Origin of the sequence: Baekduia alba (assembly GCF_028416635.1) — a bacterium.
Taxonomy (GTDB): Bacteria; Actinomycetota; Thermoleophilia; order Solirubrobacterales; family Solirubrobacteraceae; genus Baekduia; species Baekduia alba.
Map to the genome: position 1 here is coordinate 282897 of NZ_CP114013.1, position 20240 is coordinate 303136.

The following is a 20240-nucleotide window of genomic DNA, read 5'->3' on the forward strand; positions in this document are numbered from 1 at the left end:
ACCGCATTGGGGCCATAGCTCAGCTGGGAGAGCGCCTGCTTTGCAAGCAGGAGGTCGTCGGTTCGATCCCGTCTGGCTCCATCAGCCCGGAATCCCTGGAAGCAGAGGGGTTTTCTCGTTCGTGGCGGTGGTTGGGCCGTTGGCGGTCGGAGGGAACGGAGAGGGAACACGCGAGGGAACGCGGGCCTGTCGGATGGCCTCCTCGGCGTCGATGCGGGGCTGGTCCTCGAGCTCGTCGATGACGTGGCCGTAGCGCGTGAGGGTCAGGCGGGCGTCGTGGCCGAGCTGGCGTGCGACGTAGATGACGCTGCGGCCCTCGTGCAGCAGCAGACTGGCGAACGAGTGGCGCATCGCGTAGGGCGTGGTCTTGAGGTTGTCGACTGCGACACGGGCGCTGCCGAAGGAGCGCCGGCGCCAGGACTGGTAGGCCGCGACGCTCCACAGGGCGCCGGTCTGGCCGGGAAAGACGAGGGCCTCGCCGTGCGGCCGGCCGCTGGCCAGGCGCCACTCCGCGAGGTCGGTCTTGAGCGGGGAGAGCAGCCGGACGGTGCGGTGCTGGGTGGCCTTCGTGTCGTCCTCCGCACCGAGGGTCGGTCCAGGGCGACGGGCCGCCCTGGGGTGCCGGGTCGCGAGGGTGGCGATCTGGGCTGCGCGGGCGGAGGACTCCCCGCGCTGGGCCATCACGCCGAGGATCTCGGCGCGGCGTTGGGAGAAGTGCTCGACGAGATGGCGCGGGACGCCAGCAATATCGGCGGTGCCGCGCTGGACGGGCTGCCAGGTGACGCCGAGTCGCTCGCTGAGCTCGGCGCGCAGCGACGCCTGGTAGAGGTAGCCGGCGGTCTTGCCGTGGGCGTAGATCTCGCGGCCGTCGAGTGCGGTCCAGCGCCAATCAGGCCCTGGGTCTCGTTGGCGATGACGACGTGCGTGTGCAACACGGGGTCGCCGGCGCGCGACGTGCGGTGCTCGAAGGCCGCGCCGACGAAGCCCCCGCCGACGACCTGAATCGCGCCGCCCTTGCCGCGACGTGCACGGCAGGCCTCGCGCTCGAGGTAGCCGAGCGCGTCGGCGACGGCGGCCTCGTGCGCGCGGCGGACCCGTCGGGCGATGGCGTTTTCGCCGATGCCGAAGATGACGCTGACGCTCTTCGGTGCCCGGAAGGTGAGGTCGAAGCCGGCGACGGCACCCTCGGCCATCGGGGTGCGGATCGGCTCTCCCGACTCCGGGTGCTCGGCGGTGAGCAGACGGACGGTCTGGCCGTCGGCGACCTCGCCGGTCAGCCCCAGGTCGGCGGCGCCGCCGCCGACCCAGGGGCCTGGCCGCTCACCCTCACCGGCGTAGTACTCCTCGCGCCCGTGGGCGACCTGCTCCTCGTAGTACCGCCCGGTTGAGGGCCCCGCCGCGAGCTTGCCGATGTTGAGCATGTCGCTCTGTCGCCGAGACCCCCGAAGCACCCCCTGCGGGGTGCATGTCTGTGTCCGCTGTGTCCGCCGTTGGACGTGGGGTTGCAGGGGCGGGTGCGGTTTCGCGGCCGGAGTGTCAGGGGTTGACGGCAGTCGACGGTCTGCGATGAGGACGGTTGGCCAGGGGTCAGGTGTGCCAGAGGAGCTTGGCGGCCTTGTCCGTGGGCGCCGGGAATCAAGCAGTTGGGAGGAGACGAATGGCGGCCGAACGGGCGACGACGCCACCGACACGGCGGATGCGTCAACGTCGACGACCGACGAGAAGGAGCACGAGACCAGATGCTCAGCTCGGGGGCAAGCGGCTCAATGGCGTGTTCGCCATGACCGCCGACAATCAGCCGCTGCTCGGACCCGCTGACGACGTCGAGGGCCTGTGGGTCGCCGAGGCGCTGTGGGTGACGCACGCCGCCGGCGCGGCGCGTGCGCTCGTCAAGACGATGCTCGACATGCCGCCGGCGATCGGCGGGCTCGGCGCACTTCGACCGGGCCGCTTCGGCGGTCGGCGACACGACGAGCTCATGCGCGCGAGCCATTGTTGGCGGCAGCGAGATGCGGGGGCGGTCCGTCGGGTTGATGAAGGAGTTGGTGCGCACCGGGCTTGCATCGTCGCGGCGAGACGGTGTCGACGTGGCTAACAAGGTGCGTCCCGTTCCAATGCGTCTCCTTGATGCAGAAATATCGGAAGGTCATTGATCGTGTCGTCTACCCGCCGCCCGAAGGTCTCGAGGTTCTGGGCGGCGCGGGAAGCCCGCCGGCATTGGCGAACGCACGAGCGACGTGGGCGCGGTGGGGTTTCGAACCTGCGCGCGTGCCCGACGACGACCCCCGCGGCCGCGACCAGCGCGACGGCGGGCACGGCGCAGCTTCGCCGCTCCTCGATCACCGATCCACGGCGAGCCTCGCAGGCGCAGCGTCGGCGAAGACCTCACCCGGCGAACGACACGCGTGATCACGGTGTCGCACAGGACGTCGGCATGCTCGTGGGCCGGCACGCCTCGGCCGCCTCTCGGGCCTCGACCGGACCTGCGGCCGACGGCTGTGAACCGGGTGGCGGCAAAGCGGCTCGTGCAGCTCGTCGAGCCGGGGGCGGCCGAGTCTCACATCACCTCACGCTGGGAGCCGAGTTGGCGGCCTCGTAGGTCGCGCGAGCCTTCTCCACCTGCTCCCAGTTGACCGAGGCCCACTCCGCGAGCGTGGCGAAGAGCGGCGCGAGGGTTCGGCCGAGATCGCTGATCTCGTACTCCACCCGCGGCGGGATCTCTCTGTGGTACGTGCGTATCACGAGGCCGTCGCGCTCCAGCTGCCGTAGCCGCTCGGTCAAGACCTTCGACGTGATCGTCGAGATCTCGCGCTTGAGCTCGACGAACCGCAGGCGGCCACGGGAATTGAGCGTCCAGAGGATCGGCGTGGTCCAGCGGCTGAAGATGATGTCGACCACTGGGTCGATCGGGCACGCCTGCCTCGGATCGAGGCTCCGCGGGGTGCTCGTGACGGCGTCTTGTCTCATACGGCCCATCCTCGTCAGATAGTCAGTTTCCCCTAGGTACCTAGTATAGCTTCGATGCTAGCTTCGCTCCCTTCCTGACCAGAGGCATCGCTGTACACGACGAGCGGCACGCTCGTCGGCCGCCCTCATCGGCTGCAGCGGGCACAGAACGGAGTACGCATGATCGTGGTGACAGGTGCAACCTCGAACGTGGGACGGCCGCTCGTCCAGGCGCTCGTTGACGCGCAAGAGAACGTCGTGGCAGTGTCACGGCGGCCTCCGGACAGAGATCCGCTGCCGGGCGTGCGGTATGAGCAGGCCGATCTCGCCGACCCCCCCACCCTCGGGCCGGCAGTGAAGGGAGCTGACGCCCTCTTCCTCCTCGTCCCCGGCGAGCTGCATGCCTCCGGAGAGCTGGCCCGCAACATCCTCGAGGTCGCGCGATCCAGTGGGGTGAAGCGCGTCGTCCTGCTGTCTTCTCAGGGCGTACGGACGCGGCCGGACTCGATCTCTCATTCGCATCTCGGGACGTTCGAGGCGGCCGTCGCAGAGTCCGGTCTCGATTGGACGATCCTGCGGCCCGGAGGGTTCGCGTCGAACGCGCTCATGTGGGCTGAGATGATCAGCAGCCAGCGCATGGCCGCCGCGCCCTTCGGCGACGTGGGGCTGCCGTCGATCGACCCGGTCGACATCGCCGAGGTCGCGGCCGCGGCACTCATCGGTGGCGCACACGTCGGTCGGACCTACGAGCTCACCGGCCCGGCACCCATCTCGCCGCGCGAGCGCGTGCAGGCGATCAGCGACGCGCTCGGCGCGCCCGTGCAGTTCGTCGAGCTGAGCCGTGAGGACGCTCGGGAGCACATGCTGGCGTTCATGCCCGGACCGGTTGTGGATGGCACGCTCTCGATCCTCGGCGAGCCGACCGCCGATGAGCAGGCCGTTAGCCCGGACGTCGAGCGCATTCTCGCCCGGCCGCCCCGGGCGTTCGCCGAGTGGGCGAAGCGCCACGCGGACGTCTTCGGCTAACCACCGCCGGCTGATCGGGTGTCGCAGCCGTACCGCTCGATGGTACGGCTGCGCATCCCGGTCTACATGGGCGCGGTGGCCTGGCCCAAGGCTCGCGACGGCGGACGGGCCACCCGACTTGGGGTTTTGGGACACGAAGGTCTGAGCTCGATTCACGAGAGCGTCTGGAACGGGCGGAGTGGCGCTACTCGATCGGCGTGCCCAACATCAAGACCGTGGTTGGGGATGTTGGGGTACTCGGTCTTGCTGAAGTCGATCGGCTGAACACGCCCAGTGGCGACGCACGATTTCTTCTTCGGCTTGGTCGTCGGAGTGGGCGCCGATCCACCCCCACTCGGCAGTCTGGTGGCGGTCTGCTCCGAGCTTGCGGCCAAGCTGCCGTCTGGGTCGTTGCGCAACGAACCGCACATCACGAAGGTTGCCCGCCGGCTCGCGGCGCCGAGAGCGCGGGTGCCGAGCGCCCAGCAGCTGACGAGCTCGATTCCGGTCGCCGACGCGTCAGATCGACGACATCGGCCGGTCGCTACGCCTGGCCATTGGGGCTCGCCGTGCGCCGTCGCTTGCCGCGTCTGACGCCCTGGAAACTGGCAATCGTATGCCGGACGATGGTTGGCGTCGTTAGCGTGGCGGGGGCTGAGTGTCGACCGCTCGGCGCGACGGTTGCACGACTTTTTGGTGACGACAGCGTTGTAATGGCTGTGCGCCGGCGTCGCGACCGGGGAACGAGGTCGTCGGTTCGATCCCGTCTGGCTCCATCGTCACGAAAGCCCTGCGCTATCGGGGGTTTCGTCGTTCCGGAGGTCGTGCGGAGCCGCCCGCAGCGGGCATCAGCCCCCGTCCGGTGCCCGAGGCGACTGCACCATGGCCGAGCTTAGATGTGCCGGCAGCAGCGCCGGTTGTGCAGCGACCCCGCGATGAGTTCCGGCGCCCCGCCTCGTCCTAGCCCACATGAACGACCGCAAGACCAAGGGCCCCGCCTCCTACTTCCCCTCCATCGAGGCCAGGTACGGCAGGTCGATCGCCGAGTGGCAGGGCCTCCTGCGCGCGACCGGCCTGACCAAGCACATGGAGTTGGTCGCCTGGCTCAAGCAGGAGCATGGCATGGGCCACGGGCATGCCAACGCGCTGGTCGCCGACCTCCGCGCGCAGCAGGCCGCGGCGTAGTCACCACACACCCCCTTCGCGCCAGTCCGCCATCAGCGGCCGGTCGAGCGTCAGCTCGGCCCCATCGGCGAGCGTGAGCACGTAGATCGCGCCGTCCTCGTCCGCTGTCCGGACCACGCCGTCGGGCGTCAACGCCCACGACGGCCCGCGCCACCGACGCCACCCGCGCCTGACGTAGAACGGGACGGCGGCGTCGGTGGCGCCCAGCGCGCCCAAGTCATAGGCGTTGCGGATGACGTCCTCGACGGCGTCCATCAGCGCCGCGCCGACGCCGCGGCGCCGCACCTCCGCCCGGACGCCGACCGCCTCGACGTACCCCGCGCGCAGCGCGTGGCCCTGGTGGATCAGCCGGCGCTGGATCACCGACGCATGGCCGACGACATCACCGTCGACCCACGCCAGCGCGTGCACGCCGCCCAGCGCGTGCTCCCAGTCGCTGTCGTCCAGCTCGCCCGCGAAGACGTCGTCGAGCAGCGATCGCGCCGCCCGCAGCTCGCCCTCGTCCAGCTCCGCGGTGTGCGCGACCCGGAGCTCCACGCCTCAGTCCCGTGTGGCGTCGCCGTGCCGGGTGATCGACAGCGCCACCGGCAGCCCGCCGGTCCCGTCGAGCTCCTCGGCGACGACCTCGCCGTCGGCCGGCAGCGTCGCCAGCCGGCGCGAGAACGCCTTCGCCACGCGCTGCGCGTGCGCCTTGGCCTCCTCGGCGCGCGCGCCGACGAACAGCTCGTCGACCGTCGCCGTCCACAGCGCCAGCCAGCGCTCGAAGTGCGGGCCGCGCAGCCCAGCCTTGCGATGCAGCGACACGTGCGGGGCGAAGGCGCCGCCGCCGTAGGTGCGCGTGCCGAGCAGCATCGTCTCCCAGAACGACGTGATCGTCGGGACGTGCTCCTCGAGGTCCAGCTTCGCCACGTCGGTGAACAGGAACCCGATCATCGGATCGACCATGGCCTTGGCGTAGAAGGCGCGCACGAGCCGCTCGCAGTCGGCTCGGGTGTGGATGTCGCGCGGGTCGTTCGGCAGCACGGACCTCAGCGTAAGGGGTCGGCCTTTCGACCTGAGCTTCCAGCCCCTCCGCCTAAGGCCGCGGACTCCCGGACCAGCACCGTTCGCCCGATGTGCGAAGGCCCCCTCAGGCGCAAGATGTACGTATGACCTTCTCCGCCACCATCGCCCTCCAGCACGCGACGTCCGAGCACGACGGCGCCCTTCGCGAGCTCGCCCAGCTCGACTCCGCGCGCACGGTGAGCCGCCCCGCGCTGATGGCCGTCGTGGACGGCCGCCTCGTGGCCGCCATCGACCTGCACAGCGAGCGCGTCGTCGCCGACCCGTTCGCCGACACCGAGGACGCCGTCAAGCTCCTGCGCCTCCGCGCCGCCGAGCTGCGCGGCCACGGCACCCGCCGGCGCGCGCGCCGCCGCCTGCCGAGCCTCGGCCTGCGCCCGCGCGTCGCCGTCTAGTCGTTCGCGTGCGCGAGCCGCTCGGCGGCGCCGGCGGCCTCGCGCTGAAGCTCCGCGAGCCGCCGGACGTCGCCGCGGCCCGCGTAGAGCTTCTGCTGGTAGAGCGCGACGCGGGTGGCGGTGTGCGTCGCGTCGGCCTGCAACTCGGCCAGCGGCGTCTTGCGTGCGCCGGCCATGGCCGTGGCCCTAGACGGCCGTCGCGGCGGCGCGGCGCGCGCGCTCGGCGAGGACGTCGCGCTGGTCGCCCAGCTCGGCCTGCCGGCGCAGCAGCGCCATTCGCTGCGGGCCGTTCAGCTTCGGGGACTCCAGCCGCGTCGCAACGGTCTCCAGCTGGCGAAGGATCTGGATACGGGTGGCGACGTTGGTCATCCCTCCAGCTTAGACCTCACACGTAACCGCGGGGGCCGATGCCTGGCAGGCATGGCCGAGCGCGAACAGGAGCCGCTCGCCCCGTTCGGCGATCTCCTCGTGCTCGTCGAAGACGAAGACGAGCCGGTGCTCGCGGCAGAAGTCCAGCGGAACGCCGGAGAACGCGCGCATCCTGCGCCCGATCTCGTAGCCCGACATCCCCGTGCCCTGCACGTCGATCAGCAGGCGGGCCGGTCCGCGGCGCGTCGCATGGACATCGTCGAGGACGGCCAGGCCCGGAAGCCGGGAGATGCGGGTGCGCAGGAGGGCGAGCGAGGCGGCGCGGCCGCCGATCGAGAAGCGCTCGGTCGTCGTCATCATGCCGCCAGGGCGTGACGCGACGGCGAACGATGGACGTCGTGGAGTGAACGCCGTTCGTTGAACCTCACCAACGCTGCGCCGACGCCACCCGGACGGGTGGGAGCGCTCAGGTCAGCGCCGCCGCGCGGCCCTCGAGGTAGCGCTGCTCCGGCAGGCTGGTCGTCCTCCGCGCGGCGGCGAGGTACGCGGCGCGCGCCTCCGCCACGTCGCCTGCGCGCTCCAGCAGATGGGCCCGGACCGCGCCGAGGCGGTGCGACTCCGCCAGGCGCTCGTCGAGGTCGGCGAGCAGCGCCAGCCCCGCGCGCGGCCCGTCGAGCTCCGCGACCGCGACCGCGTGGTTGAGCGACACCATGGGGTTGCCGGGCGTGACCCGCGCCAGCAGCCGGTAGAGCGCGACGATCTGGCGCCAGTCGGTCTGGTCGGCCGTGGCCGCCTCGGCGTGGACGGCCGCGATCGCGGCCTGCAGCTGGTAGGGGCCGAGCGGCGCGCCGGCCAGCGCGCCGGCGATCAGGCCCAGCCCTTCGGCGATCTCCTCCGCGCGCCACGCCGACCGGTCCTGCTCGGCGAGCGGCACCAGCGCGCCGTCCGCGTCGGTCCGCGCCGGCCGGCGCGCGTCGGTCAGCAGCATCAACGCCAGCAGCCCCTGGGCCTCGCCGTCGTCGGGCAGGTGCGCGCACAGCAGCCGCGTCAGCCGGATCGCCTCGCCGGTCAGCTCGGCGCGCGCGAGCTCCGCGCCCGACGTCGCGGTGTAGCCCTCGTTGAACATCACATACAGCGCGTGGAGCACGACGCGCATCCGCTCGGCGCGCTCGGCTCCGTCCTCCGGCAGCGCGAAGCGCCCGCCCCGTGCACGGATCGTCGCCTTCGCGCGGCTGATGCGCTGGGCCATCGTCGCCTCGGGGACCAGGAACGCGCTGGCGATCTCCGCGGTCGTCAGCCCGCCGACGGCGCGCAGCGTCAGCGCCAGCTGCGACGGCGCCGACAGCTCCGGATGGCAGCACAACACCAACAACGTGAGCGTGTCGTCCTCGTCGGCGACCGCCACGCCGGACACGCGCTCCTCGGCGACCACGACGCGCTCCTCGCGCTCGCGCCGCGCGCTCTCGGCCCGCCACGCGTCGGTCAGCCGCCGGGTCGCCACGGTGACCAGCCATGCGGACGGCCCGTCCGGGATGCCTTCGGCGGGCCACTGCGTCGCAGCGGCCAGCAGCGCCTCCTGGACGGCGTCCTCGCACGCGTCGAACTGGCCGTGGCGGCGGACGAGCGTGCCGAGGACCCGCGGCGCGAGCGCGCGCAGCAGGTCCTCGACGGCGGCGGGGGCGCTCACATCTCCGCGCCGTCGTGGGTCATCAGCGGCCGGACCTCCAGCGGTGTGAACCGCGCGCTCGGCCAGCGCCGGGCGATCTCCGCCGCGCGGTCGAAGCTCTCGCACTCGACCATGAGGTAGCCGCCGAAGTGCTCCTTGGCCTCGGCCAGCGGACCGTCGGTGATCGCCGGGACGCCTTCGACCAGCCTGATGGCCTTGCTCTGGCTGGGGTCGGCGAGCGCCTCGCCGCCGATCAGCTCGCCGGACTCGGTCAGCTCGGCCATGATGGCGTCGACCTCGGCCATCAGCTCCTTGCCGTCGGGGCCGGAGAAGTGCTCGCGCGTCTGGGCGTTGTCGTAGATCATGATCATGTACTTCATGGGGTATCCCTCCTGAGGGACGTTCGTTTGACCCCTGGTCGGAGCCGCCGCGCCGTTCTCGACATCCCTTCGGCAAGCTACCGTCCGGCGCATGGCCGACACGCTGGACGTCCCGGAGATCCCGCACACCGAGAACGTCGCGCTGGACCCGGCGAAGACCGCGCTGGTCGTCGTTGACATGCAGAACGACTTCGTGGCCGACGACGGCTCGCTCCAGGTCCCGGACGCGCGCGCGACCGTGCCCGTCATCGCCGCGCTGGTGGCGCGCTTCCGCGCCGCGGGCGCCCGGATCGTCTTCACGCAGGACACGCACCGCGCCGGCGACCCGGAGTTCGCGATCTGGCCGGTGCACGCCGTCGAGGGCACGGCCGGGTGGGCGATCGTCGAGGAGCTGACGCCGCTGCCCGAGGACACCGTGATCCGCAAGCCGCGCTACGACGCGTTCTACGGCACCGCGCTGGACCACCTGCTGCGCCAGTGGGGCGTCAGCACGCTCGTCATCTGCGGCACGGTCGCGAACATCTGCGTGCACTACACGGCGTCGTCGGCCGCGCTGCGCTGGTACGGCGTCGTGATCCCGCGCGACGCGGTCTCCGCGCTGGACCCGTTCGACCTCGCGGCGTCGCTGCGCCAGACGACGTCGCTGCTCGCCGGCCGCGTCACCACGGCCGGCGGCATCGACGTGGCGTAGGCGTTCTAGCCCGCGACCTGCGGGCCGTCGCCGGAGAGGTCGAGGACGCCCTCCTCGTCCCAGGTGAACTTGCCGGCCAGGACGTCCTGGGCGACCGCGTAGGCGGCGTCGTCGTCGTTGTCGAACAACTCGGCGAAGAGCGCGTCCGCGCGGCGGCGCGCCTGCCGGCAGAACAGGTCGGCGAGCTGGACGGCCTCGGCCGCGCGGGCGGGCTGCTCGTTCTGCAGCGTCTGCGCGTAGACCACGGCGCTGGAGATCGCGAAGAGCTCGGCGCCGATGTCGACGATCCGGCCCAGCACGGTCTGCTTGCGCTCCAGCTTGGCCTGCCAGCGGCCCATCGCGTAGAACGTCGACCGCGCCATCTTGCGCGACGCGCGCTCCACGTAGCGCAGGTGCTTGGCCAGCTCGCCGAACTCGGAGTAGGACCCGGGCTTGATCCCTTCGCCGACCGCGAGCTGCGGCAGCCACTTCCCGTAGAACTTGGCCGCGCCGACCGCCGCCTTGGCCTTGTCGCCCAGCGCGACCTCCGGCTCCAGGATGTCGCCGGCGACCGCCAGGTGCTGGTCGACCGCCTCGCGGGCGATCAGCAGGTGCATGATCTCGGTCGAGCCCTCGAAGATGCGGTTGATGCGCATGTCGCGCATCAGCATCTCGACGGGGATCGGCTTCTCGCCGCGCGCCTTCAGCGACTCGGCGGTCTCGTAGCCGCGGCCGCCGCGGATCTGCATCAGCTCGTCGACGACGCACCAGCCGATCTCCGACCCGTACAACTTGCCGATCGCGGCCTCGATGCGGATGTCGCGCTGCTTGTCGTCGGCCATGCGCGAGGCGACGTCGAGCATGGCCTCCAGGCCGAACGACGACGCGGCGATGAAGGCGACCTTCTGCGCGACGGCGTCGTGCTTGCCGACCGCCTGGCCCCACTGGACGCGCTCGGCCGACCACTCGCGCGCGATCTTCGTCGCGAGCTTGGTGGTGGCGAGGCAGATGGCGGGCAGCGCGAGCCGGCCGGTGTTCAGCGTGGTCAGCGCGATCTTGAGGCCCTGGCCCTCCTTGCCGATCAGGTTCTCGGTCGGGACGAAGACGTCCTCGAGGAGCGTCACCGAGTTCTCGATGCCGCGCAGGCCCATGAAGGCGTTGCGGTGCTCGACCGAGACGCCGTCGGTGTCGTAGGGGAGGACGAACGCGCTGATGCCGCCGCGGTGGCCGTCGCCCTTGGGGACCTTGGCCATGACGACGACGATGTCGGCGATCGCGCCGTTGGTCGCCCACAGCTTGCGGCCGTTGAGCTTGTAGCCCTTGCCGTCGTCGGTCGGCGTCGCGGTCGTGCCGACGCGCGCCGGGTCCGAGCCGACGTCGGGCTCGGTGAGCAGGAAGGCGGAGATGTGGTCCTTGGCGACCTTCGGCAGCCACTCCTGCTTCTGGGTCTCGGAGCCGAAGTGCAGCAGCGGCTCGGCGACGCCGATCGACTGATGCGCGCTCAGCAGCGCGCCGAGCGACGCGTGCACCGAGCCCACGAGCGTCAGCGCGCGGTTGTAGTACACCTGCGAGAGGCCAAGGCCTCCATATTGGGTCGGGACCTTCATGCCCAGCGCGCCGAGCTGCTTGAGGCCGGCGATCACGTCGTCGGGGATCTTCGCGTCCCGCTCGATCTGGAGCGGGTCGACGTGCTCGCTGAGGAAGGCTCGCAGGTCCTTCAGGAAGGCCTCGCCCTTCTCCACGGCGGCGGGCTCGAGCTTTGGCTGGGGATGGATCAGGTCGAGCTGGAGGTTGCCGAGGAACAGCTCCTTGCCGAAGCTGGGGAGGTTCCACTCGCTCTCGCGGGCGTCTTCGGCGACCTGGCGTGCTTCGCGTTCGGTGACGTCAGCGGCCATGCCCGGGGCGTACCCCGCAGGTACGCCCCGTGAACGACGGCGGACGGTCAAGCGGGCGCGCCGGCGCCCTCCAGCACGACGGCGCCGGGCGCGAAGACGCGCGCGTCGACGGCGAGCGCCGCCGCCTCGGCCAGGAAGGCGCCGGCCGGATCGTCGACCTGCTCGTAGACCGGCGGGCGGTTGATGGTGTCGTAGTGGATCGGGACCGCGACCCGGGCGCCGAGGACGTGGGCCGCGGCGGCGGCCTCGGCGGGCGACATCACCGCGTTGCGCGGCGAGGCCGGGACGCGGTGGGGGAGGGTCACGCGCGGGCCGTTGACCGGCAGGAAGGCGTAGTCGATCTCGCCCGTGCGCATCCGGGCGCGCCACCAGGAGCCGTGGAACAGCGTGTCGCCCGCGTGGTAGATCCGGGTGCCGTCGGCCTCGACGATCCAGGACACCTGGACGTCGCCGAAGCCGTCGACGGCCGGGACCGCGGTCGCCCGGAACGCGCCGACCTCCACGGTCTCCCAGACGTTGACGACCCGCTGGCGCACGCCGAGCTCGACCAGGCGCTTCTCCGCGTCCAGCTCGCCGGCGATCTCCAGGAACGCGCCGGTGTCGGCCGCGGGGCGCAGCAGGATGCCCTTGGGCCCGAGCGCGCCGGCGATCGCGTCGGCGTCGGTGTGGTCGGTGTGGAGGTGGGTGACGAGGGCGACCGCGACCTCGCCGGCGCGCGAGGGCGCGGGCAGCGCGGTGTGCGCCTCGCCGATGAGCTCGCGCGACGAGCCGACGTCGAGGAGCAGGTCGATGACGGCCGACTCGCCGTTGGCGGCCTCCAGCTCGATGCCGGCCCAGCCGAGACGTGTGATCTTCATGCGGGCGCACTTAACTACCGATCGGTCGCTATGTCAATAGCGACCGATCGATCGGTAACGTAGTGCGCGCCATGCCCCGCCGCTCGGTCGCCGACACCGCCAAGACCCGCGCCGCGATCCTCGATCGCTCGGTCGCGCTCGCGTCGGTCGAGGGGCTGGAGGGGCTGACGATCGGCCGGCTCGCCGGCGACCTCGACATGAGCAAGGCCGGGCTGCTCGGGCACTTCGGGACCAAGGAGGAGCTGCAGCTCGCCGCGCTGGACGCGGCCGGTGCGGTCTACCGGCGCGAGGTCTGGGATCGCGCCGCGTCGGTCAAGCCGGGCCGGGCGCGCCTGCTGGCGATCGCCGACGCGTGGATGTCCTACCTGGAGCGCGACGTCTTCCCCGGTGGCTGCCTCGTCACCGCGGCGTCGTGCGAGTTCGACGACCGGCCCGGCCGCGTCCACGACGCGGTCCTGGCCCAGCACGAGCAGTGGCTGGGCGTGCTCGCCCACGAGGCACGCCGGGCGATCGCCGACGGCGACCTCCCACGCGGAACCGTCCCCGAGGACGTCGCGTTCACGATGAACGCCATCGCCATGGGCGTGAACCAGGCCCACCGCCTCCTCGGCGACCCCGACGCCCCCGCCCGCGGCTGGCGCGCGATGCGCTCCGTCCTCCACGCACCAAGGGCACGCCGCCGGTTCGGCTGAGGCGGCGCGCCTCGACGGCTGGCGGTCGATGCGCCTCCACCGCCACCGCCACCGCGCCGCCACCGACGCTAGGCCGCAGTCAGCGTCAAGTCGCTGCACCGCCGTCGCACCGGTGCGTCGGCCGACTTGGCGCGGCGACCGTAGCCGCTCTCCGCCGACCGGCGCGCTGTGCCCTCGGTTGACGCGCCTCCGCAGCCGTCGGGCTGCGAGCGCTGCTGGCCGCAGTCGGCCTCGGCTCGCTGAGACCGCTCCCGCGCCGGTGCGCGGGCCAAGTTGGCGCGACGACCGTCGCCGCTCTCCGTCGCCCCTCCATGGCCGCGGTGCCGCCACCGCCGCTGGCCGCCGCCGACGCAGGTCGCCTGGGGTGACGCGCCTCCATGGCCGTCGTGCCGCGAGCGCTGCCGGCCGCAGTGGACCTCGGTGCGTCGCGAGTCGCGCCGCCGGCTGTCGCGGCGGCGCGCTCGAGCGAACGTGTCTGGTGTTACACGGGACGGACGCCGACGGCCTTCGGGCCCTTGGCCCCGGCCTCGGTGCTGTACTCCACGCGCGCGCCTTCGGCGAGCGTGCGGAAGCCGTCCGCCTCGATGTCGCTGTGATGCACGAAGAGGTCCTTGCCGGACTCGTCCGGCGTGATGAAGCCGAACCCCTTCTCATCGCTGAACCACTTCACGACGCCCTGTGCCATCGGTCTCTCTCTCCTACGTCCTCGGTGCTGCGAACGCGGGAGGGCACTTCCGACCTACCACTGCGACGCCAACACGCTGCTCTGGAGCCCACATCGGGCCTGATGCGCGGCACCGTAGCAACCGATGGCGCCGGTGGGAAGGGCCTCCCACCGGCGCGATGGTTTCTGCACTCAGGCTGCGAGAAGCCGCTCGGCCACGCGATCGGTCGCGTCGCCGTGTCCGCCGATGAGCCGGCGGGTCAGCTGGGCACGGCGGAAGTACAGCGGGGCGTCGTGCTCCCACGTCGCGCCGATGCCGCCGTGCACGTTGATGTTGGACCGCGCGGCGAAGTCCAGCGCGGCGCCCGCGGCCGACCGGGCGGCGCTCGCGGCGAGCGCGAACTCCTCCGGCGCCGAGTCCCGCGCCCACCCCGCGTAGAACAGCAGCGAGCGCGAGTTCTCCAGGCGCCGCAGCACCTCGGTGAGCTCGTGCTTGATCGCCTGGTAGGAGCCGATCGCGCGGCCGAAGGTGAAGCGCTCCTTCGCGTACTGCACGCTCATCTCCAACGTGGTCTGCACGGTGCCGACGGTCTCCGCCGCCACCAGCGCCTGCGCGACGTACCACGCATCCGCCGCCACGGCCTCCGTCGACCGGGCAGCGCCGGACGTGGATGTGGCCGCATCCGCCGCCACGGCCTCCGTCGACCGGGCAGCGCCGGACGTGGATGTGGCCGCATCCGCGACGACGCCATCATCGACGGCAAGGCGTACACCTTGGGCGCCGTCGAGCGTCACGTGCGCCACCGCGCGGGTCACGTCGTAGCGGACGACCTGCTCGATCGTGACGCCGTCGGCGCCCGCGTCGACCGCCGCGACCGTGCCGTCCACGCCGACGACGACCAGCAGGTCGGCCCCCGGCGCGTCCGGGACGTACGCGGCGTGGCCGGTCACCCGGACCGCGTCGCCGTCGCCCTCGATCGTCGGCGCGGCGGGGCGCGCGACGCCCGGCCCGTCGACGGTCCAGTTGGGCTCCAGGTCGCCCGGCGGGCGCGTCGGGATCCACACCGGTCGCAGCTCACCGGCCGCGACCGCGGCGCAGCGCGCGTCGCCCGCGGCGTCCAGGATCGCGGTCGCGGGCAACAGCCCCAGGAACGGGACCGGCGCGAGCACGCGCCCGGTCTCCTCGGCCACCAGCATGGCGTCGAAGACGCCGAGGCCCGCGCCGCCGTGCTCCTCGGAGATCAGCAGCCCGGCCCAGCCGGCCTCGCGCGCGGCGGGCCAGAGGTCGGGCAGCTTCTCGAGCCCGCCGTCCAGCGCCTCGTGCGCGGCCTCGATCACCTTGAAGCGCGACAGCGTGCCGCGCGCGGCCTCACGCAGGAACTCCTGCTCGTCGGTCAATGACAGGTCCATGGCTAGGCCGCCGCCCCTTCCTTCTCCTCGGCCCCGGAACTTACCGAGCCCCCTGGGCGAGACAGCTTCGCCAGCTCGCTGAACGCAACGGCCTTGTCCAGCCGCGGCTCGGGCGGCAGGCCCAGGACGCGCTCGCCGATCGTGTTGCGCAGGATCTGCTCGGTGCCGCCCGCGGACTTCAGGCCCGGGAGGAACGAGATCATGTAGGACCACTCGGAGTCCTCGTCCAACGCGTCCGGGCCGAGGACGTCGGCGATCAGGTCGCCGGCGGCGATCGCCGCGTTGACCGTCGTGACCTTCGCCAGGCCGGACTCCGGCCCCGGGATCTGGCCCTGCGACAGCGCGCTCAGCGTCCGGTAGGAGGCGAAGCGCAGGGCGAGCAGGTCGGTCCCGATCTCGCCGATCGCCTTGCGCACCGCCTTGTCCTTGACCGCGCCGGGGTCGGCGGCCAGCGCCCGCGCGAAGCGCTGCGCGTTGTAGCCCAGCCCCTCGGAGCCGAGGCCGATCGTCAGCCGCTCGTACATGAGGACGGTCAGCGCGGTTCCCCAGCCGTTGTCGACGCCGCCCACGACCATCTCCGGCCCGACGCGCACGTCGTCCATGAAGACCTCGTTGAACTCCGCCTCGCCCGAGATCTGGCGCAGGCCGCGCACGGTCACACCCGGAGCGTCCATCGGGAGGATGAACATGGTCATCCCCTTGTGCTTGGGCACGTCCGGGTTGGTGCGGGCGAGCACCAGGCCGAACGACGCGAAGTGGGCGTTGGTGGTCCAGACCTTCTGGCCGTTGAGCGCGAACCCGCCGTCGTCCTCCGCGCGGGCGCGCGTCTGGACGGCCGCGAGGTCGGAGCCGGCGCCCGGCTCGCTGAACATCTGGCACCACACCTCGTCGCCGTGGAGCATCGGGCCGAGGTGGCGCGTCTTCTGCTCGTCGGTGCCGTGCGCGATCAGGCACGGGCCGAGCATGCCGAGCCCGATGACGTCGAGGATGCCCGGGACGCCGGCGCGGCCCAGCTCCTGGTTGACGACGACCTGCTCGATCGGGCCCAGGCCCTGACCGCCGAACTCGTGGGGCCACGTGACGCCCGCGAGCCCGCCCTCGGCGAGCTTGCCCTGCCAGGCGCGGCGCGCCTGGAGGTAGCCGGCGTCCTCGGCCCCGGCGCGCGTGGAGCGCACCTCGGGAGCCTCGGCCTTGTGCTGCTCGAGCCAGCCGCGGACCTTCACCCGGTATGCGGCCTGCTCGGGCGTGTCGTTGAGATCCACGCTCGCCTCCTGATTTGGCTGACCAGCCAGTCGGTAGGCGCGGGACTCTAGCGGACCCCTCCCGAATCTCGGCGCGGCTCTCCCGAGCGCCGCCGGGCCCAGATTCCGTCAGGATCCGCCGCGGGACTCGGAATCACGCGAGGCAGACGCGGTCGCGGCCGCTGCCCTTGGCGCGGTACAGCGCCTGGTCGGCGCGCTCCAGGAGCTCGCCGGCGGCCTCGGAGCCGTCCCAGGTCGCGACGCCGGCCGAGCAGGTCTGGCCGTTGGGCATGACGGCGCGGAGGCGGTCGATCAGCGCCCTGGCGTCGGGGGCCGCGCAGTGCGGCAGGACCACCACGAACTCCTCGCCGCCGAAGCGCGCCAGGACGTCGCCGCCGCGCAGCACGTCGCTCCACGCCGCGCACGCGCCCTTCAGCAGCGTGTCGCCCGCGGTGTGGCCGTAGGTGTCGTTGTAGGCCTTGAAGTGGTCGAGGTCCAGGACGGCGACCGAGACCGGGTCGGCGTGCCCGCGCGCGTTGAGCAGGGCGAGGTGCAGCTCGTCGTCCAGCGCGCGGCGGTTGAGGACGCCGGTGAGCGCGTCGGTGCGCGACTGCTCGGCCAGCCGGGCGAACAGCGCGGTGCGCGCGAACGCCGTCGACGCCTCGTGCGCGAGCAGGCTCAGCAGCCGGCCGGTGCGCGTCCCGAGCTCCGCCCGCGGCACGTCCCAGAAGACCACCAGCGCGCCGAAGCAGCGGCCGTCGAGCATGATCGGCTGGACCGCGACGGCCCGCGCGCCGTGGCGCTCCGCCAGCGGGAAGCCCGCGGCGGGGGCGTCGGAGGTGAAGGCGGGAGCGGCGTTGTTGTAGGCCCGGAGGCAGAGCGACCGCGCGTCCGGCGCGATCGTCAGGCCGCGCAGCTCGGGCGCGCTGGCGCCGGAGACGACCAGGCCGCCGTCGCCGCCGGCCACGAAGAGCGCGGCGGACGTGGCGCCGGCGATCGCAGCCGCCGCGTCGCACAGCTGGTCGCGCAGGACGGCGTCGTCGAGGCCGCGAGCCAGCCGGCTCGTGACCTCGGCCAGGGCGCTCAGCGCCTCGGCCTCCTCGGCGCGCTCGCGCCGGCGCTCGATGCGCTCGGTGATGTCGCGCATGAACACGTTGAAGCGCATGCCGCGCGGCGTGTCGGTCGCGCCGATCGTCATCTCGACCGGGATCAGCGTGCCGTCGCGGTGGCGGACCAGGATCTCGATCGGCCCGTCGGGCAGACCGGACGCGCCGCGGGTCGCGGTCGCCTCGGCGAGCACGGCGGCGTGCGCCGCGCGCCCGTCCGGCGGGACGATCACGTCGTGGGCGCGCAGGCCGATGAGCTTGTCGCGGTCCCAGCCCAGCAGCGCCTCGGTCCGGGCGTTGACGCCGAGGATCTCGCTGTCGGGATCCAGCCGCGCGAACGCGTCGGGCGCGTGCTCGATGACGGCCAGCAGCTCGCCGTGGCGGTCGGCGGCGACCAGCGACTGGCGGCGCACCTCGACGTGCGCGGAGACGGCGGCGGCGAGCGTGCGCAGCGTCTGGCGGTCGGCCTCGTCCATCTCGCGCGGCCGCGGGTCGATGACGCAGAGCGTGCCGATCGCGTGGCCGTCGGCGGTCCGCACGGACGCGCCCGCGTAGAAGCCGACGCGGCCGCCGGTGACCAGCGGGTTGTCGGCGAAGTCCGGGTCGGCCGCGGCGTCGGGCACGACGAGCAGGTCCGCGTCGCGGCCGACGACGTGGGCGCAGAACGAGACATCGCGCGGGTCCGCTTCGCCGTGGGCGAGGCCGACGCCGGCCTTCGTCCACTGGCGGTCGGCGTCGATCAGGCTGATCGCCGCCATCGGCGTGTCCAGCAGCTTGGCGGCCACGTCGGCGAGCGCCTGGTAGGCCGGATCGGCCTCGGAGTCCAGGAGCTTCAGGCGGCGCAGGGCGTCGAGACGCTCGGCCTCGTTGGGCGGGGTCGGCGGAAGGAGCGCCATCGCACCGTGCAATCGGCACGGTGGCGCGCGCTTTCAGCCCGGGCCTGGACGTTCAGCCGATGGCGCGGAAGCCGCGGTCCAGCAGCTTCTCGGCCTGCCCGCCCGGATCGGGCGAGTGCAGGAGGACGACGCCGAGGCGATGGCCGTCGCGCGCGACCGCGGCGACGAGGCAGCGGCCGGCGGCGTCGGTGAACCCGGTCTTGATGCCCAACGTGCCCGGATAGCGCCGCTGCAGGAGCGGGTTGTGGTTGTAGAGGTACAGCTTGCCGCCCTTGATCGGGAACGGCAGGACCGCCGAGCGACGCTTGACGACCCGGGCGATCCGCGGCTGGTCGAGGATGGCGCGGGCCTCGACGGCGAGGTCCGCGGCGCACGAGTGGTTGCCGCGGTCGGTGAAGCCCGACGGCGTCGAGTAGCGCGTGCACGCCAGGCCCATCTCCCGCGCGCGCTCGTTCATCAGCGTGACGAACTTCGGGACGGTCCTGGCCGTGCGCTGGGCGAGGGCGATCGCCGCGTCGTTGCCCGACGGCAGCAGCAACCCGTACAACATCGCCGACAGCCCGACCCACTTGCCCTTCGGCAGCACGCCGACGCCGGAGCCCTGGTAGGCGAGCGCCTCCTTGGTCACCTTGACCTTCGCGCCCTGCTTGACGTGGTCGACGACGACCAGCGCGGTCATCATCTTCGTGACGCTGGCGATCGGCAGGATGCGCGTCGGGTCCTTGCGCCACAGGACCTGGCCGGTGTCGAGGTCGAACAGGATGCCGCTGCGCGGCGGCTTGCCGAACTTGATCTGCACCGGGTCGGGCGTGCCGGTGAGCGCGAGCGTCAGCGGCGACGTCGCGGGCGCCGGCGCGATCGGGCCGTTGGCGGCCTGGAGCGGCTCGTGCGGCGTGTCGGCGACCTTGGTCGTGGGCGTGTCGTCCTCGGTCGTCCCGCAGCCGGCCGCGGCGAGCGCGGCGACGAGCAGGAGCGATGCCAGCAGGCGGCGCACGGCGGCTCAGGCGGCCAGGCGCGGGCCGCGGTCGAAGTACGCGTCGGTGCGCCGGCGGGTGAAGGCGCGGATCGCGAGCAGGCCGAAGGCGAAGCCGCCGATGTGCGCGAAGTACGCGACGCCGCCGCCGCTCCCGGTCGGGTCGCTCAGGCCCCAGACGCCGAACAGGACCTGCTCGAGGAACCAGACGGCGAGCACGACCGTCGCCGGCACCTCGATCAGCGTGAAGAACAAGATGATGAAGATGACCGTCAGCACCCGCGCCCGCGGGTAGAGCAGGATGTAGCCGCCGAGCACCGCCGCGATCGCGCCCGACGCGCCGAGCGTCGGCGCGGTCGAGTTGGGGTCGATCGCGATCTGGAGGCCGAGCGCCGCCAGCCCGCCGAGCAGGTAGAAGATGATGAACTTCACCTTGCCCATCGCGTCCTCGACGTTGTTGCCGAAGATCCACAGGAACAGCATGTTGCCGCCGAGGTGCAGCAGGCCGCCGTGGGTGAACATGCTGGTGAACGGGGTGAGCAGCGTCGGCAGCTGGGCCGGAGCGGCGCCCGAGACGCCGTCCTGGCCCTCGCAGATCACGTGGCCCGACGCGTCGGAGAACGCGCACTCCTTGCCCCAGTGCGTGAGCTCGTAGGGGATCGCGGAGTAGCGCGCCAGCTGGTCCTGATCGAGGCTGTTGCCGCTGAAGTCGATGCCGGTCTTGCGCTGGAAGAGCAGGTAGACGAGCACGTTGACGATGATCAACGCGACCGTGACGAGCGGGAAGCGCTCGGTGGGGATGTTGTCCTTGAGCGGGAACAACCCGCG

General features: G+C 72.3%; 23 protein-coding genes, 1 tRNA gene and 1 pseudogene. 7 read left to right on the plus strand and 18 right to left on the minus strand.

The window, feature by feature from the left end; genetic code table 11:
* The first annotated feature begins 8 nt into the window (after positions 1-8).
* Positions 9-81, plus strand: a tRNA-Ala gene (locus DSM104299_RS01305).
* Here the strand turns inward: DSM104299_RS01305 and DSM104299_RS01310 are convergent.
* Both DSM104299_RS01310 and mobF read right to left on the minus strand, forming a co-directional pair.
* Positions 82-858, minus strand: a complete 777-nt coding sequence (locus DSM104299_RS01310; protein ID WP_272478123.1) for a relaxase domain-containing protein — start codon at positions 856-858, stop codon at positions 82-84.
* Between the two features lie 47 nt (positions 859-905).
* Positions 906-1421 (minus strand): annotated as a pseudogene (gene mobF, locus DSM104299_RS01315) (MobF family relaxase); the annotation flags it as partial.
* A 359-nt stretch (positions 1422-1780) separates the two neighbouring features.
* Between mobF and DSM104299_RS01320 the strand changes: the two are divergent.
* Complete coding sequence (locus tag DSM104299_RS01320; RefSeq protein WP_272475478.1) at positions 1781-2095, plus strand: hypothetical protein; 315 nt, start codon at positions 1781-1783, stop codon at positions 2093-2095.
* Positions 2096-2562: 467 nt separating this feature from the next.
* On the opposite strand, the gene DSM104299_RS01325 is transcribed toward DSM104299_RS01320, so the two are convergent.
* The gene (locus DSM104299_RS01325; protein ID WP_349294485.1) at positions 2563-2967 is read right to left on the minus strand and encodes a winged helix-turn-helix transcriptional regulator; all 405 of its coding nucleotides are present in this window, start codon (positions 2965-2967) and stop codon (positions 2563-2565) included.
* 159 nt (positions 2968-3126) lie between these two features.
* On the opposite strand from DSM104299_RS01325, the gene DSM104299_RS01330 reads away from it, so the two are divergent.
* Together DSM104299_RS01330 and DSM104299_RS01335 are read left to right on the plus strand one after the other, a co-directional pair.
* On the plus strand, positions 3127-3972 hold the full coding sequence (locus DSM104299_RS01330) for an NAD(P)H-binding protein (protein WP_272475480.1): 846 nt from the start codon (positions 3127-3129) through the stop codon (positions 3970-3972).
* 948 nt (positions 3973-4920) lie between these two features.
* Positions 4921-5136 (plus strand): DUF4287 domain-containing protein, encoded by a 216-nt coding sequence (locus tag DSM104299_RS01335; protein ID WP_272475481.1) that lies wholly within the window; start codon positions 4921-4923, stop codon positions 5134-5136.
* On the opposite strand, the gene DSM104299_RS01340 is transcribed toward DSM104299_RS01335, so the two are convergent.
* Entirely contained in the window at positions 5137-5673 is a 537-nt protein-coding gene (locus DSM104299_RS01340; RefSeq protein ID WP_272475482.1) for a GNAT family N-acetyltransferase, read from the minus strand.
* A gap of 3 nt (positions 5674-5676) precedes the next feature.
* The gene (locus DSM104299_RS01345) at positions 5677-6159 is read right to left on the minus strand and encodes a group III truncated hemoglobin (protein WP_272475483.1); all 483 of its coding nucleotides are present in this window, start codon (positions 6157-6159) and stop codon (positions 5677-5679) included.
* 125 nt (positions 6160-6284) lie between these two features.
* Between DSM104299_RS01345 and DSM104299_RS01350 the strand changes: the two genes are divergently transcribed.
* The gene (locus DSM104299_RS01350) at positions 6285-6593 is read left to right on the plus strand and encodes a hypothetical protein (protein WP_272475484.1); all 309 of its coding nucleotides are present in this window, start codon (positions 6285-6287) and stop codon (positions 6591-6593) included.
* On the opposite strand, the gene DSM104299_RS01355 is transcribed toward DSM104299_RS01350, so the two are convergent.
* The 5 genes from DSM104299_RS01355 to DSM104299_RS01375 form a co-directional block, all read right to left on the minus strand.
* Entirely contained in the window at positions 6590-6769 is a 180-nt protein-coding gene (locus tag DSM104299_RS01355) for a hypothetical protein (protein WP_272475485.1), read from the minus strand. The genes DSM104299_RS01350 and DSM104299_RS01355 overlap by 4 nt on opposite strands.
* Positions 6770-6779: 10 nt before the next feature.
* Entirely contained in the window at positions 6780-6962 is a 183-nt protein-coding gene (locus DSM104299_RS01360) for a hypothetical protein (protein ID WP_272475486.1), read from the minus strand.
* 9 nt (positions 6963-6971) lie between these two features.
* Positions 6972-7322 (minus strand): hypothetical protein, encoded by a 351-nt coding sequence (locus DSM104299_RS01365; RefSeq protein ID WP_272475487.1) that lies wholly within the window; start codon positions 7320-7322, stop codon positions 6972-6974.
* Positions 7323-7428: 106 nt separating this feature from the next.
* On the minus strand, positions 7429-8649 hold the full coding sequence (locus DSM104299_RS01370) for an RNA polymerase sigma factor (RefSeq protein WP_272475488.1): 1221 nt from the start codon (positions 8647-8649) through the stop codon (positions 7429-7431).
* Positions 8646-9008: a YciI family protein gene (locus DSM104299_RS01375; RefSeq protein ID WP_272475489.1), complete on the minus strand. Its 363-nt coding sequence runs from the start codon at positions 9006-9008 to the stop codon at positions 8646-8648. The genes DSM104299_RS01370 and DSM104299_RS01375 overlap by 4 nt, the downstream gene beginning before the upstream one ends.
* A 91-nt stretch (positions 9009-9099) precedes the next feature.
* On the opposite strand from DSM104299_RS01375, the gene DSM104299_RS01380 reads away from it, so the two are divergent.
* Complete coding sequence (locus DSM104299_RS01380) at positions 9100-9699, plus strand: cysteine hydrolase family protein (protein WP_272475490.1); 600 nt, start codon at positions 9100-9102, stop codon at positions 9697-9699.
* A 5-nt stretch (positions 9700-9704) separates the two neighbouring features.
* On the opposite strand, the gene DSM104299_RS01385 is transcribed toward DSM104299_RS01380, so the two are convergent.
* Together DSM104299_RS01385 and DSM104299_RS01390 are read right to left on the minus strand one after the other, a co-directional pair.
* Positions 9705-11573, minus strand: a complete 1869-nt coding sequence (locus DSM104299_RS01385; RefSeq protein ID WP_272475491.1) for an acyl-CoA dehydrogenase family protein — start codon at positions 11571-11573, stop codon at positions 9705-9707.
* A gap of 47 nt (positions 11574-11620) precedes the next feature.
* Entirely contained in the window at positions 11621-12430 is an 810-nt protein-coding gene (locus tag DSM104299_RS01390; protein ID WP_272475492.1) for an MBL fold metallo-hydrolase, read from the minus strand.
* 71 nt (positions 12431-12501) lie between these two features.
* On the opposite strand from DSM104299_RS01390, the gene DSM104299_RS01395 reads away from it, so the two are divergent.
* Positions 12502-13122: a TetR/AcrR family transcriptional regulator gene (locus DSM104299_RS01395; protein ID WP_272475493.1), complete on the plus strand. Its 621-nt coding sequence runs from the start codon at positions 12502-12504 to the stop codon at positions 13120-13122.
* A 481-nt stretch (positions 13123-13603) separates the two neighbouring features.
* Here DSM104299_RS01395 and DSM104299_RS01400 read toward each other — a convergent pair whose 3' ends face one another.
* From DSM104299_RS01400 to DSM104299_RS01425, 6 genes are all read right to left on the minus strand, one after another.
* Complete coding sequence (locus DSM104299_RS01400) at positions 13604-13807, minus strand: cold-shock protein (protein ID WP_272475494.1); 204 nt, start codon at positions 13805-13807, stop codon at positions 13604-13606.
* 171 nt (positions 13808-13978) lie between these two features.
* The gene (locus DSM104299_RS01405) at positions 13979-15196 is read right to left on the minus strand and encodes an acyl-CoA dehydrogenase family protein (protein ID WP_272475495.1); all 1218 of its coding nucleotides are present in this window, start codon (positions 15194-15196) and stop codon (positions 13979-13981) included.
* 2 nt (positions 15197-15198) lie between these two features.
* The gene (locus tag DSM104299_RS01410; RefSeq protein ID WP_272475496.1) at positions 15199-16458 is read right to left on the minus strand and encodes an acyl-CoA dehydrogenase family protein; all 1260 of its coding nucleotides are present in this window, start codon (positions 16456-16458) and stop codon (positions 15199-15201) included.
* Positions 16459-16591: 133 nt separating this feature from the next.
* Positions 16592-18439: a sensor domain-containing diguanylate cyclase gene (locus DSM104299_RS01415; RefSeq protein WP_272475497.1), complete on the minus strand. Its 1848-nt coding sequence runs from the start codon at positions 18437-18439 to the stop codon at positions 16592-16594.
* A gap of 52 nt (positions 18440-18491) precedes the next feature.
* A complete protein-coding gene (locus tag DSM104299_RS01420; protein ID WP_272475498.1) occupies positions 18492-19433 on the minus strand; it encodes a D-alanyl-D-alanine carboxypeptidase family protein in 942 nt (313 codons plus the stop codon).
* A gap of 6 nt (positions 19434-19439) precedes the next feature.
* A complete protein-coding gene (locus DSM104299_RS01425; protein ID WP_272475499.1) occupies positions 19440-20234 on the minus strand; it encodes a rhomboid family intramembrane serine protease in 795 nt (264 codons plus the stop codon).
* Positions 20235-20240: the final 6 nt, after the last annotated feature.

Coding starts and splice junctions, on each gene's coding strand:
- DSM104299_RS01400 (WP_272475494.1), bottom strand. CDS start 13,807: ATGGCACAGGGCGTCGTGAAGTGGTTCAGCGATGAGAAGGGGTTCGGC.
- DSM104299_RS01350 (WP_272475484.1), top strand. CDS start 6,285: ATGACCTTCTCCGCCACCATCGCCCTCCAGCACGCGACGTCCGAGCAC.
- DSM104299_RS01365 (WP_272475487.1), bottom strand. CDS start 7,322: ATGATGACGACGACCGAGCGCTTCTCGATCGGCGGCCGCGCCGCCTCG.
- DSM104299_RS01415 (WP_272475497.1), bottom strand. CDS start 18,439: ATGGCGCTCCTTCCGCCGACCCCGCCCAACGAGGCCGAGCGTCTCGAC.
- DSM104299_RS01320 (WP_272475478.1), top strand. CDS start 1,781: ATGACCGCCGACAATCAGCCGCTGCTCGGACCCGCTGACGACGTCGAG.
- DSM104299_RS01355 (WP_272475485.1), bottom strand. CDS start 6,769: ATGGCCGGCGCACGCAAGACGCCGCTGGCCGAGTTGCAGGCCGACGCG.
- DSM104299_RS01330 (WP_272475480.1), top strand. CDS start 3,127: ATGATCGTGGTGACAGGTGCAACCTCGAACGTGGGACGGCCGCTCGTC.
- DSM104299_RS01360 (WP_272475486.1), bottom strand. CDS start 6,962: ATGACCAACGTCGCCACCCGTATCCAGATCCTTCGCCAGCTGGAGACC.
- DSM104299_RS01390 (WP_272475492.1), bottom strand. CDS start 12,430: ATGAAGATCACACGTCTCGGCTGGGCCGGCATCGAGCTGGAGGCCGCC.
- DSM104299_RS01395 (WP_272475493.1), top strand. CDS start 12,502: ATGCCCCGCCGCTCGGTCGCCGACACCGCCAAGACCCGCGCCGCGATC.
- DSM104299_RS01385 (WP_272475491.1), bottom strand. CDS start 11,573: ATGGCCGCTGACGTCACCGAACGCGAAGCACGCCAGGTCGCCGAAGAC.
- DSM104299_RS01325 (WP_349294485.1), bottom strand. CDS start 2,967: ATGAGACAAGACGCCGTCACGAGCACCCCGCGGAGCCTCGATCCGAGG.
- DSM104299_RS01380 (WP_272475490.1), top strand. CDS start 9,100: ATGGCCGACACGCTGGACGTCCCGGAGATCCCGCACACCGAGAACGTC.
- DSM104299_RS01375 (WP_272475489.1), bottom strand. CDS start 9,008: ATGAAGTACATGATCATGATCTACGACAACGCCCAGACGCGCGAGCAC.
- DSM104299_RS01405 (WP_272475495.1), bottom strand. CDS start 15,196: ATGGACCTGTCATTGACCGACGAGCAGGAGTTCCTGCGTGAGGCCGCG.
- DSM104299_RS01335 (WP_272475481.1), top strand. CDS start 4,921: ATGAACGACCGCAAGACCAAGGGCCCCGCCTCCTACTTCCCCTCCATC.